Raw genomic sequence first — 13,338 nt, 5'->3', positions numbered from 1 at the left:
TTTTGCCGGCATTATTGCCATTACTATTGTGGTATAAAATATATATCATGTTATTAAGCACGTATTTAAAAAATAGGTTACCCACATTGTTATTTCTGTTGCTAATCAGTTGTGGCTGCATGGCCCAGGCCGGGATGAAACCATACGAAGGCCATTGGGAGGGTTTACTAAATCATCCGGAGAATTTCAGCATTAATGTATCGGTAAAAAAGTTGAGTGCTAATGCGTATACCTTTCAATTGTTATCTGCCGGGAAATCAATTCAAAGGAAATTTGGCTTATCGGCCAATAGGTTTGATATCAAAATAGATAGCAATCTTGCTGTTAAAGGCATTATCGGGGAGGGGCAAATTCGGCTCTTTATCCGTTCTGTTCAGTGGAGCTATCACCTGGTATTGAAACAGCAACCGGGCAATATTTATACCGGCCGGTGGAATATTCTTTTTGTGCCCAACCTGAAACCTCAATTTTATATTGATGTGGAGAATACCGATTCAACCAAATACGAAGCTTATATTTTCTTGGGCGATCCTCGTTTTTCGGGTTTCGCCAGTGGCGGGCTAAGGCTTACAGGTGATAATATTCATTTCGGAGATTATCGCACCGGGTTAAAGTTTAATGGCAGAACTTTAAAGGATGCAATAAACTTACAGGTTTCCATAGCCGGCTTGCCTATTGCTGCGGTTTCATTGCACCGCTCGGTTAATGATTGGGATTTAACGGGCGGAAACCCCAAAATGCCGTTTAATGGTAAAGTGCCGGCCGATATGCACGATGGCTTACCTGTAAATAGTTTAAAAGCTGCCGGTTTTGATGTACGTTATTTAAAGTTGATGGCAGATAGCATTAACGCCAATAAAATTACAAATACACATAGTGTGCTCATTAGCCACAACGGTAAGCTGGTTTATGAGCAATATTTTAACGGCTACGATGAAGCAACGGTGCATGACCTTCGTTCGGCCTCAAAAAGTATCTCGTCGGCAATTGTGGGCATTGCCATGGACAGAGGCCTGCTGAAAGACACGGCTCAAAAACTGTTTGGATTTTTACCCGCAAAGTACAAACACGCCGCCGATGGCGATGCCAGGAAACAAGCCATCAGTATTGGCAGCCTGCTTACCATGAGCTCGGGCCTTGATGCGATAGATTTCGGGATTGATCGTAAATCTGTGGCATCTGAAGATGAATACCAAAACTCGGCCGACTGGCTTAAAACGGTAGCAGAGGCACCAATGATCAATTATCCGGGGACGCATGCCAATTACAGTTCGGCTAATCCATATCTATTAGGTGTCATAGTAGATACTGTTGTAAAACAACCGCTCGATTTTTTTATCGACCAAAATCTTTTTGAGCCCTTAGGTATCTCCAACTATATTGTTTTTGACGATCCTTTGCACCGCCCTTATTTTGGAGGCGGCATGCTGCTGCGCCCGCGCGACCTATTGAAATTCGGCCTGTTGTATGCTGATGGTGGTAAATGGCAAAGCAAACAGATCATCAGCAAAAACTGGGTTGATGCATCATTTAAAAAATACCTGGTGCTTGAAAATCATAATGAGAAAAACGAATATGGGTTTTTATGGTGGCATTACCACTATAACGTAAACGGCCAAACTATCAACACTATTGAAGCCCGCGGGGCGGGTGGCCAGTACATTTTTATTGTGCCGCAATACCAAATGGTAGTAGTTATTACATCTGGTAATTTCAGGAACCGAAGGGTATGGCAACCTGAAAAGATCATGGAAAATTATATTTTGAAGGCGGTAATGGCCAAGTAGGCTGTCATATAAGAAGGGATAGGCAGCATTGATTTTAAAACTATAGTGTTTATCCTTTTTTATAATGTCCCTTTAAAAAGAATATCCTAATCTCATCGTCGATTACGTCATAAACGATACGATGTTCTTCATTAATTCGTCTCGACCATTTGCCAGAAAGTTCGTGTTTTAACGCTTCGGGTTTCCCAATCCCTTCGAATGGCGTTTTCTGAATTGAAATTAATAATTGCTGAATTTTTTTCTGTACAATTTTATTTCATGATTTTTTCCAATATTTCAAGTCTTCAACAGCTTGAACCATGTAAACTATTTCCACAGATCTTCAATCTCTATTTTAACGCCTTTCCCTTTTTTATAATCTTCTTCTCCCTGGCGCACTTTGGCTACAGCTTTAGGGCCATAATGATTTTTCTCTGTTTTAAATTTTACATTTATAGCCTTGGCAAAAGCTTTTATGGCACTTAGCTGCTCTTTATTTTCGGGTAACATAACCATCGTTTCCATAATTTATTTTTATAATCAAATTTACATAATATCAAAGTTAAAGCCAAATTACGTCGGTACCTTGTTGTCACCGGATGCATTGAGTTAAAACGTTGACACAGAATTTTTTTTATAATAATTTGGTAACTTAAGTGTTTAAAAAACATCTTATCTTAGATATCAACAAAATTAAATTATGAAAAGAAAGTTTTTTACTACAGCATTATTGGTTGGCTGCTTTATGGTGTGCCTTGCAGCCATTGCCGACCTTAACGGAAAATGGGCCGGAAAAATTGACATTGGCGGTACCGAGTATCCATTGCTTTACAATTTTAAAGTTGAAGGGGATAAATTAACAGGAACGGCTTTAACACCCGAAGGTGATGTGCCTTTAACCAACGGTAAAACAGATGGTACCACGTTTTCATTCAGCATAGCTACCAGCGGAATGGATATTGCTCATACCGGCAAATTCTACGGCGATTCAACTGCTATCGACCTGGAAATTAACGGCTCAAAAAATCACGCCGTATTAAAAAGGGCTGAAGAAAAGAAATAAAAACTTTTTGATAAAAAAACTCATGTCGAAGCTTGTTTCGGCACCTCTATAAACAAGTTCGCCATTATATTGGTTAGCTGTGACGTGCTGAAACAAGTTACACATGACATATTAAATTTTCGATGTGTGAAGCTTAGCCGGCTTAAAGCTGTAAATGAAGCAGATCTAACGTCCGTTGACGGCTCTGCAATTTTAAATAACAGTTCTGTAAGGGATTTACAATTCTCAACCGTTCTTCTCCGCACAAAAAAAAGACTGCCCTTTTGAGGCAGCCTCCATAAGCAACAAGGTAGTGGAAATATTTTAGTTTACATTAACTTTTAAAACTATGGGGATGATATCGCCACTTTTTGAAGTACCTGTAACACTCATTTTTCCGGGCTGATATTGCAGGCTGCCGATGGGCATCAGGCGATTACCAAGCACTTCTTTAAGTTTATCCATCATGACTGGTTTGGCGCTTTCTTTTACCTGGGTAACAATATCACTGATGTTTTCTATCTGGTTGTAGCTGTATAAAATCACCATATTATCAAGCCCGCTAACATCTGTGGTAATAACCTTATTGTTGCCTGGTATCTCCAACACGGCGTTATCGTAAATACGTGGCACCTCGGTTACATTGCCACTCAGGCCATGTGCCGCGCTAAAAGCTTCATTTTTACTGAAGGGGTATAATACCTCGCCCTTGCCATTAGGATCGATACTGAATACATAGATATAACAGTTAGAACTCACGTTTTTTGCAAAAAGTCGTAAATAATCGCCTTTGCTAAATTCGGCATGCAGTGTATATTCGTTATTCTCGAGCTTTGGACTCACCGCATCAAATACAGGCTTATCCTTTTTATCATCCCATGATTGGAAGCGTTCTATCGCAAAATCGCCGCCAACTTTCACCGCGGCATCGGGAGTGGGCCGATCATCAAGCGTTACCTGGTAGCCGTAATTGGCAAGCCTGACAAAATCCTTATAGCTGATGTTAAAGTAACCACCATTGCCCCAGCCTATGCCCCAGCTGTTCATCACCTCGAAGGTTTTCAGGTAATCGTTGTAGCCTACTATGCACATAGCATGCGACGCCAGCTTTTGCTCGGCAGCGGGGTTGGGCGACCATAGGAAATTAGTTGAATTTACATCGTAAAAGCTGGAATACAGCTGAAAACCGGCGACAACAGGTTGATGGTTTGCAATGCTATAACGGGTTTCATCAACCTTTTTAGCCGAATCGGAATTGAGGGGAAATACCGTGGCAAAATCTTTAATGCGGTATGGTAAAGCCACCGGTTTTAAAGGTTCAATATCGCCCAAATGATTATCAGATGTGTAATAAGTTTGCGGGTTAAAATCGTTTATGGAACAAGCTCCCTGTTTTTTGAGTACGGTTAATGCATCGTTCAGCCTTGACCCGCGCTCGCAGCTATTGGCTATCTGCACATAAACAAACATAGGCGATTTGGCATCGTTTGTGATTTTTGCCCTGTCGGTTATATTGTTTTTGTAAGCCCACGAGGTGGTAAGCGCACCATAACTGGCCGCCCAGCACACACAGGAGTTACACTGCCCCTGGTTACCAGGATAGGGTGTGTAATTTTTAAGCGAAAATTGCGGGGCTGTAACCGGCGATTTACTGCCAACGGCCAACCGCGGCGCGCTGTCATATAAGGTATCATCCAATATCAAACCAAACTGCCGGCCATTTTTAAACAAGGTGTCCTGCTGCGATTTTAAACCAGAGTATTGCATGTTCGGCTGAGTAAAGCCATGATGCAAGGCGCGCGCGTTAAGCGCCAATGTTTTTGACTGGGCCATCGCTCCGATACAGCAACCCAGGTTTAATATGATGAATACGAGTAAAAGTGCAGGTTGCTTATTCATTTTAAGTGCTTTTAACGGTGACAAGTCCGGCTATTTTATGTAGATGCTGACATCGCCCCGGGGATTTACCATTTTAGGAGTTTGCGTAACGGGATTGCCGTTTTCGTCTTTCTTGCCGGCCTGGCTTATCAGGTCGGCCACCCGGATTTTTACATACTCAAATAATTCATTCATTGTAACAAAGCCATTGCCGTCTTTGTCGGCCTTCATATCCTGCAGGCCATCTTTTATTGCCCTGGTAAAGGCGCCATTTCCCCAGCTTTCATCTTCCCAGCTTTTTTCGGTGCTACTGCTCGAGCTGATGATGGTAATGCCGTTGCCTGATGTTGCCATCTTATTAATTTCGCCGGTTACGTCTTGCAAGGCAGCCTTGCCGCCATCGCCCAGCCCGGCACCACTGTTGCAGGCATCAATAAAAATAAATTTCTTACAATTCAGTGCCTCCAACTGGTCAACCACCTGGCTTTTAAAATCGATAGTTGTTTGCCTGCTATTGGTGGCCTTATAGTCCGACCCGGTAATTACCAGGTGCCCATTTTCAATTAATCCGTGAGATGAGATAAACAACATAAGCACATCCCGTTCATTATATTGCTTGCCGGCCCACATTCCAATTTCGTTGGCCATATTTATAGCTTTGGCATCATCGCCTATCAAAACTTTCGCACTTACATCATGAAATAATTTGCCGGCGCCTTTTTGCTCGCTGAATATATTTGCAAAATCGGTCGCATCCTTTTCGGGATATTTTAAGCTTTGCCCTTCGGTACCTATGGCCAGTATGTGGAGACTTATATCCTGCGGACGGTAAACAACAGTCAGGTCATCGCTTGGTGCGTAATTTTTGTATGCAAGCCTAATAACGCTTGTATCAAGCCCTACCTTAACGGTGGTTATATAGGTGTATTGATAAGTATTTGCCTTGCGCTTTAAATCCTCAATGCTGGCGGTTGTCATTTTATTGCCGTTACTTACGTCGGCATTGTTCATATACAGGTGAAACTCCTTTGCATCAAGCGGCACGTTGGAATTTACCTTTATTTTAATCTGTATTTCATTGCTGTCAAAAGGTTTTAAAACACCATTGGGCAGGCTGCTGACGTCGTCAACCGGTTTAATCCACTGGAAGTTTACAAAAGTGTTATTTGCATTGTTTTCCGGCGGTGCAATTGTACTTTGGTTTACCACGGGCGGTTGTTGTGGCTGGACTGTTTCTGCCTGTTTTATGGTTGCAGGATTAGCAGGCACATTCGTTGCCGCTGTTTCGGTTACAGGAACAGGTTTTATCGGCGAAGGTGTTGCCGGAGGTGTCGTAGCCTGGGTAGTTGGTTGTGAACTGCTTGAAGATGAGTTGACTGTAAATTTAGTAACCGGTACCATTGCCGTTACTTTTGATGCAATGGCAACTGCGCCCCCTTGTTTATTCAATTTAGCTTCGGCATCGTCGCGGTATTGCCAGTAGGGGTTGCTATCGTCCTCTTTATAATCGGTGCTGGTATCATCATCTTTTATAGCCAGTTCATATTTACCCAGCATATAATAGGCGTATCCCCTGTAATTGTAGGCTTTGGGGTTTTGCAGGTCGAGGCCAATTGCTTTACTGCAATCTTCTATCGCTGCTTCATATTTTCCCAGTTTTATTTCGGCATTACCGCGATTACGGTAAGCGCCTGCGGCAAGTTTAGGGTCTAAACGAAGCGCCGTATTGCAATCATTTATTGCCTCAACGTTTTTACCCATCACCGTGCGCGCAAAGGCACGGTTGTTATAATAGGTAGCGTTGGCAGGATCGATAGCAATCGCCTCCGAAAAATCATTTATTGCCTCATTATATAAATGTACGCACACCTTTGCATTGCCCCGGTTGGCATAAGCCGATGCATATTTGGGCGAAATACGAATGGCAGCGGAAAAATCTTTTATAGCCTCAAGCACCTGCCGCTGTTGTTTATCCATTTTGTCTGTTTTGCCAAGTATGTACCGGCATGTGCCCCTGTAGTTAAAAGCCAGCGCATTGGTAGGATAAACGCGAATGGTACGGTTAAAATCTTCAATTGCCTGTTCGTATTGCCCCAGGTTAAATGACGATAAGGCTCTGACATTGGTTATATCAGCAATATTTTGCCCAAAAGTCAATGCCTTGTTACAATCGGCAATTGCTCCCTCATTATCTCCTGAGCTTTGTTTGTCTATAGCGCTCTTTAAATAACTTTCGGCAGTTTGCTGGGCATTTAGGGTAAAAGCTGAAATTAGTAAAACAAACGCGAGTAAAAGTTTCTTCATAAATAACAATAATTACAATATATTAAAATATAACATGCGATTTAACTCCTGCTTAAGTCGATCGGGTGTATGGTTTGTAAAAAACAAGCTGAGGTATGGCTCATAATTATTTAAAGCTTAGGTGTTTAGTAGTAATTTATCGATATAGTGAATTTAAAAGTAAAGCAGGCAACGTATTCTAAATTATTAGCCTCAATCCTTATGCACAACCTAAATAATTTGCTGCGTTTATATTTTAAATATAACTACAAATATTTTAGTTTTTATCTGTGCTGCAATATTTAAAAAAAAGCAGGCAAAACTTCCCATTGAATTGAATCAGCTTCAAAAAAAATCCTCAATTTTAAATTTGGATCGTCAACTTAAATCGCAAGGAACACGTCCGCCAACCCCATCAAATTTAAGCATTAAACATTGTAAATGAATACCATGAAATGGGTATTTGTTTATAATATACCATTGATTATTTTAGGCGATATTAAATCAAGGGTTAAATTTTTTTTTGCTGTAATTGGGAAGATATCATAGGAAAGCTGACCGCGGCATTGTATATCGAAACTACTAAGGTTATATATTATTTATTATTTTCTGAAGAAACATCTTGGTGTTTGTTTTGAGTTTATTAAATAATTTACAAGTTAAATTTACCTTTCTTTTTATGTAAAAAGCTGATTTTTAGTACAATAATTGATAATAATGAGCTGATAATTTTTCATTGCGCATTTAATTATTATATTTATGATACCTAATGCCAAAGTGATTTCCTAATAGTTAATTATATGATTAAACCTTTACAAAAACTTTTCACTAATCGCCAGCTTGCATTCCCGATATTGATTAAGGCGGTGTTAATTATTTCATTATTTTGCTGTTCGCGCGTTGCAAATGCACAGGCTGTTATTTATACTGTAAAGGGGGGTGCAATTTCCTGTAAGGTGCAAGAAATTGGCGATGACTCGGTGGCATACAACGAAGCTACCGATCTTGCAGGCAAGCCCAAACTGATTTTGAAAAAAGAAATAAGCATCATAAGGTATACTAAGGATAATTACGAAGAACCTTTTAACACCGATGCTATATTAACAACCGCAGGAAAGCAGATATATGCCAAGGTTATTACAGCCGACGAGGCAAGCGGAGCTATAACATATACCCTGCCCGGTGCTACAGATCCGGAGAAAATGGCAACAAAAAATATTCAGTTTGTTAAATACGCCGATGGAACCAGGAAAAGTTTTAACATAGCCGGCCAAAAGCCTGCATCGGCGGTTGTAAAACTGCCGCCGAAAGTTGACATGGAAACCGCGCAAAAAAACAATAGCATGTTAACCATATTGCAAAACTGGAAAAACAAGTATATAGCCCCGCCACTTGATGTACTTTAAGCGTCCGTAATAGCAAACCTAATATACCCCTAATCACTATACCCGAAATGAGAGTTTTTTACCTTATAATTTTGTTGTTTTTTGTTTCAAAGGCGTCGGCACAGGATATCCTGTACACGGTCAGCGGCGAAGCCACCCCTGCCAAAATTGTAGATATACAGGCCGAAAAAATAAAGTTTAAAGATCCCGAAAATGTAGCCGGGCCCGATCATTCAAAAAGCATCTCCAAATCCCTTTTTGCATTTAATGCTGCCGGGAGCTACCTGGTGTTTTCGGATAAAAGAAGCGTTGCCGATAACAAAGACCAGTTCATCGCCGAAACGTTACAGCCCCGTGCGTTTGATGTTTTGGTTGATAATAAAGGCGTAGCGCTTGATATGAATATTACCGCCGAAGGAGATAACGACATTACCGGCACCCGCCACTATAAAACTATCAAAGCGCCGAAAGCGTCGCTTATATTTTTGATCCGCAAAAATGGTACACACCAGTTGTTTGTTCCTGCCGACAAAGCGGCCCCTTACCTTATCAATGCCAAAGCGAAAATAGCGCAACTATTTGCACCGGCTATAGCTGGGCCTGTACCAACTCCTGCTGTTTCAGCAAAACCGGCAGTTGTAGCAGCCGGCGATATTGATGTAGATATGGCATTGTTTAATAAAAAAGCACTCGATAAAACCAAGGAATTATCAAATTACCTGGCCACAATATGCTCGGTAAATACATCTGCAACAATAGCAACCAAAACCATCGGCCTTGCAGTAGATTTATTTGTGAACGAAGATGCCAAAGTTGAGGTGTCAAGCGTAAACGCTTTAACCAAACCACAATACAAGATCCGCAGCTACCTTAACCGGCTGCAAAAATTAAGTGGCCAATATGATAAGGTTGATATTGAATACGCTAATATTAATTATGCATCAAAATTTACCCTTGGCGCCGATGGCAATTATTATGCGGTGATAACATTTGTACAAAAATTCAGGGGGTTTAGCGATGGTAAAGTAATTTATGGCGATGTAACCCGCCGTAATGTAACCGTGGTTTTAAAATCGTACCTAAAAACCGGCGCCGATGGTGATACTAAGAAAGCATGGGACGTTTTCCTTGAAGATATAGGTGTTGTACAAACCCATAAAGCATGACTTTTAAGCCTTATAATTACCTTATTATGTTAAAATACGCGTTTGCTTTTTTACTGGTTTTTAACAGCACAACGCTGTTGGCGCAGGATTATGAGAACGAATATCAAAATATATTTGTATGGCAGGTAAAACAGGTTAACGAGTTTATTGAACGTTTTAACAATAATGATAGCACATTATTAAAAAAATACACTGGCGATAATACCCAAGCCAACCTCATAAGCCGCGAAAGGCTGATATTAAGCCTTTTTAATGCCGAAAAAAAAGATTGGGACAAAACCGAAGTAAAAAGCTTTATAAAAAGCGTTGATGATAAAGCAAATCCCAGGTTTTTGAGTATGTATGGCGACAAATGGTACGCCAGCCTCAACTGCGATATTAACTGGAAGGGTAGGCGTGAGAATGCAGTATTAAGCTTAAAGCTCATAAGGTTGCCCTCAAATGGCTATAAATGGATAATAACGGCAGTTAACGCCAAATTTTTAAACGCCGTTGCTCCAGCCGGTGCTGTAAATCAGCCGGAGTTTACAATGCCTGCTGCAGTAGATAAAACTACCTCACTTAACCCCATGAGCCACGGTACCGATTTTATGGATATTTACCAGGTTAACACCGATAAAAAGAACATAGCCAACTATTTTGACGAAGTGCAAAACCTTGATGCGGCAACACAGCGCTTTATACAGGAAAACATAAATAACAACGCGCAAATTACCAGGGTAAATAATATAACCTACCACTTTAATCAAATTGACGGCTGGGCGTTTGACATTCAACAGTATAACCGGCAAACCCGAAACTCCGGATGGCTTATAAGTAAACTTACAAAAACATCCGCTAATTAAAATCCCCTCCCTGTTATGGATAAAAAATTACTTATCAAAAATTTACAACTAAAAAGCGCCGGCAGCATACTTTTTTTGCTGTTATTTTCGGCAGCTGGTTTTGCCCAAAAGCTTACACTTAAGGATGCGCGTGAAATTAGTTACCAGGCTACAGAGACTGTGAAACGGATACCAGACCTGCTGAATGTTATTAACGATCCTAACAACATAGCCAGCGACCTGATTCAGATTGAGGGCGACAGCTATAAGCCATCGCGAAATCAGCTTTTTTACAATAAGGACATTACGGTTGAGAATGACATTGACCCCTTAGCCTCGCTGGGCAACAGCAAAGATATAAGCATTGATAAGTACATGACTACGCTTGATTTACAATACGATAAATCAACAGATGCTACTATTAATTATAACAACCTTGTGCCGTCGTTCATCAAGAAAAAAGATTTTGTATTTGTTAACGTAAAGTTTGACGGTGAGTTTAAAGGCAAATACAAGGTTAAAAACATCGCCTATAAAACAAGGCCGCGCATTGCAACTATCAGGATGGTGAGCGGCGGCAATGGCAAATGGTCGGCTTATGTTATGGGTATCAGCTTTTATGATCCGGCGAAGCCAATAGAATCTACAGAAAATAATACAGATATATATACAGACACATCGGCTACTGCAACCGTTGTACCACCCGATAGCGTATTTAAAGAAAGCAGTTCGTTCCGTACGGCCAAAGAAGAACAGGAAAAAGCGATTCAAGCCAATTTTAACGAATATGTGAACACCGGCAACGGCTATTTTGCCGATCAGCGTTATAAAGATGCTTTGGAGATGTATGTAAAGGCTCAAAACCTAAAGGCATTTGTTCCGGCGCTTGATAAGAAAGTAATGGACACCAAACGCATGGTTGCCGAGTACACTTACGACAACTTTAAAAACAAAGGAGATAAAGCCAGAGACGAACGCAGATACAATGAAGCCATAAGGTTTTACCAAAAGGCGCTCACATTAAAACCAGAAGCCAATGCCGAAATAACTGCCGCAACTGCGCCGCTCAATAAAATGCTTATCCTGATTGCTTCTCCGGGCAATAAAGTTGGGTCTGGGTTATTAGATGAGGCTATTGACGAATGTGATAAAATACTAAAGGAACACAAAAAAGATAAAAGTGAATACCCCGAGGTATTTTTTATTAAGGCTAAGGCATATGAAGCTATGATTGCTAAAAAGCCCGATGAAACCAGAGCGATAGACAGGGCTTTGGAAAATTACTCATTTGCGATACAATATTTCCCAAATTACCTGGATGCCCGCATTGCCCGCGCTGCCTTTTATATTAAATATAAAAATGATTTTAGCAGCGCCATTTCCGATTACGATGTGTTAACCTTGAGCGCTACCGATGACGCGCCCGAAAAACCAATTTATTTTGATACAAAAGGGCATTGGAAAGATAAAGTTGGCAATTATGCCGGTGCACTTGATGAGTACGGTAAAGCGATAGCTTTGAATGATAAAAACGCTGTTTTTTATTTTGACAGGGGAGAGATTTTATACCGGTACGGAAAAACTGAAGATGCCCAAAAAGATCTTGATGTCGCGCTTAAATTGAATCCCAAATATGAGGCGGCTTATTATATCAGGGGCTTAAATTATGTGGCAACAAAAAACAACAGCAGCGCCGGCGCCGATTTTATTGAAGCCGAAAAGTTAGGATTTGAGCCGGCGCAGCAACAAAAGGTTGATTCCATCAGCAATGCATATTTCCTATCGGCCGAAGATTTACGCCAAAAGCATGATTTTACTAATGCCGATACCGCTTATGACAATGCGCTCAAAATACGCAAATGCAATGCACTGGCGCTTCATGGCAAGGCCGAGATAAGGTTTACAAGAGCCGTGGAGTTTGGCAAAAAAGATATCGGCGCAAAATCACAATACCTGGAATCAATTGATTTTAACCGGCGCGCCATTGCCTGTAATAACGACTTATCTGACGCCCATTTTAAGATGGGGCTTGCTCATAACCGTATAACCAATTACGATAAGGCTATAAAGAGCTACGATGAAGCCATCCGCAGTGATAAAAATAACTACGGTGCGTACCTTGAACAAGGTAACACGTACCAGATACAGCAAAAATATGCTAAAGCCGTTGAGGATTTTGGCCAGGCTATCAATATCCTGAAAGTTAACCTGGAGGCAGCTAAAAATGGCTCGAAAAGTGACCTTGCGAAGGAAATTACCCTCAACCTTTCAACCGCTCAGGAACTTTATGGCGAAGCATTGTATAACTCCAAAGATTATGATAACGCGCTGATATCGTTAGATCAATCGCTTAATTATAATGAATTTAATTCAGAAGCATTATACTATCGCGGTTTGGTGCGTGTGCAGCAAGCCGATTTTAGTAGGGCGTACAAAGACTACTACGCCGCTATAAAAATAACTCCTAAGTACAAATACTTTTACGCCAACGGTGATGCATCTTTAACCAATAAAAATTATGAGCAGGCCATTAGCAATTATAACGATGCTATAACCGCTGATACCTTATCAACCGTAAGGAACAGGTTTTACCTGCTTGGCCTTAGTTACTTTAAGAATAAATCGTTTGAAAACGCCGCTACAGCTTTTGCCAGTTACGAAAAAGGGGGCACCTTACGCAGCGACAGTTCATTTAACGCTGAGTATGGTTTAGCATTATTATATAACAACCAGGATAGCCTTGCCATTAAGCATCTTACCCAGGCATTAGCCCAAAAAAATAATGATGCCAGCGCGTTATACAGCATGGGTTGCTCTTTTGCGAAAAAAAGCCAGTTTGACAAGGCATTGGAATATTTTGAAAAAGCCTTTGCCACCAGGCAGCTAACCCGGGATGATATTAAACTGGCCGAAAATACATTCCTGGCAGATTTGTATAAAACCAAGCCGGTGAAAACCAAATATAACCAGCTAAAAAAGCAGTATACTGATTGA

The 13,338-nt window shown here is 40.9% G+C and carries 10 protein-coding genes; 6 read left to right on the top strand and 4 right to left on the bottom strand.

The window, feature by feature from the left end; translation table 11 throughout:
• Positions 1 to 47 precede the first annotated feature (47 nt).
• Positions 48 to 1,787: a serine hydrolase domain-containing protein gene (locus tag AC1RM2_RS05705; RefSeq protein WP_492984039.1), complete on the top strand. Its 1,740-nt coding sequence runs from the start codon at positions 48 to 50 to the stop codon at positions 1,785 to 1,787.
• Positions 1,788 to 1,836: 49 nt separating this feature from the next.
• Here the strand turns inward: AC1RM2_RS05705 and AC1RM2_RS05700 are convergent, their stop codons facing one another.
• Positions 1,837 to 2,037 (bottom strand): Txe/YoeB family addiction module toxin, encoded by a 201-nt coding sequence (locus tag AC1RM2_RS05700; RefSeq protein WP_492988234.1) that lies wholly within the window; start codon positions 2,035 to 2,037, stop codon positions 1,837 to 1,839.
• A 56-nt stretch (positions 2,038 to 2,093) separates the two neighbouring features.
• On the bottom strand, positions 2,094 to 2,291 hold the full coding sequence (locus AC1RM2_RS05695) for a DUF2683 family protein (RefSeq protein ID WP_492984038.1): 198 nt from the start codon (positions 2,289 to 2,291) through the stop codon (positions 2,094 to 2,096).
• Between the two features lie 175 nt (positions 2,292 to 2,466).
• On the opposite strand from AC1RM2_RS05695, the gene AC1RM2_RS05690 reads away from it, so the two are divergent.
• Positions 2,467 to 2,829: a hypothetical protein gene (locus tag AC1RM2_RS05690; RefSeq protein ID WP_492984037.1), complete on the top strand. Its 363-nt coding sequence runs from the start codon at positions 2,467 to 2,469 to the stop codon at positions 2,827 to 2,829.
• Positions 2,830 to 3,132: 303 nt separating this feature from the next.
• On the opposite strand, the gene AC1RM2_RS05685 is transcribed toward AC1RM2_RS05690, so the two are convergent.
• Together AC1RM2_RS05685 and AC1RM2_RS05680 are read right to left on the bottom strand one after the other, a co-directional pair.
• On the bottom strand, positions 3,133 to 4,707 hold the full coding sequence (locus AC1RM2_RS05685) for a C1 family peptidase (RefSeq protein WP_492984036.1): 1,575 nt from the start codon (positions 4,705 to 4,707) through the stop codon (positions 3,133 to 3,135).
• A gap of 30 nt (positions 4,708 to 4,737) precedes the next feature.
• Complete coding sequence (locus tag AC1RM2_RS05680; RefSeq protein WP_492984035.1) at positions 4,738 to 6,990, bottom strand: tetratricopeptide repeat protein; 2,253 nt, start codon at positions 6,988 to 6,990, stop codon at positions 4,738 to 4,740.
• A gap of 779 nt (positions 6,991 to 7,769) precedes the next feature.
• Between AC1RM2_RS05680 and AC1RM2_RS05675 the strand changes: the two genes are divergently transcribed.
• From AC1RM2_RS05675 to AC1RM2_RS05660, 4 genes are read left to right on the top strand one after another with little or no spacing between them, the layout of a single operon-like run.
• A complete protein-coding gene (locus AC1RM2_RS05675) occupies positions 7,770 to 8,375 on the top strand; it encodes a hypothetical protein (RefSeq protein WP_492984034.1) in 606 nt (201 codons plus the stop codon).
• 47 nt (positions 8,376 to 8,422) lie between these two features.
• Positions 8,423 to 9,520: a hypothetical protein gene (locus tag AC1RM2_RS05670; protein ID WP_492984033.1), complete on the top strand. Its 1,098-nt coding sequence runs from the start codon at positions 8,423 to 8,425 to the stop codon at positions 9,518 to 9,520.
• A 26-nt stretch (positions 9,521 to 9,546) separates the two neighbouring features.
• Positions 9,547 to 10,365: a hypothetical protein gene (locus tag AC1RM2_RS05665; protein WP_492984032.1), complete on the top strand. Its 819-nt coding sequence runs from the start codon at positions 9,547 to 9,549 to the stop codon at positions 10,363 to 10,365.
• A 15-nt stretch (positions 10,366 to 10,380) separates the two neighbouring features.
• Positions 10,381 to 13,338, top strand: a complete 2,958-nt coding sequence (locus AC1RM2_RS05660) for a tetratricopeptide repeat protein (protein ID WP_492984031.1) — start codon at positions 10,381 to 10,383, stop codon at positions 13,336 to 13,338.

This window comes from Mucilaginibacter sp. GW822-FHT03E02 (genome assembly GCF_058801545.1).
The sequence above is the reverse complement of the archived record's forward strand: the minus strand, read 5'-3'. Positions and strand labels throughout refer to the sequence as shown.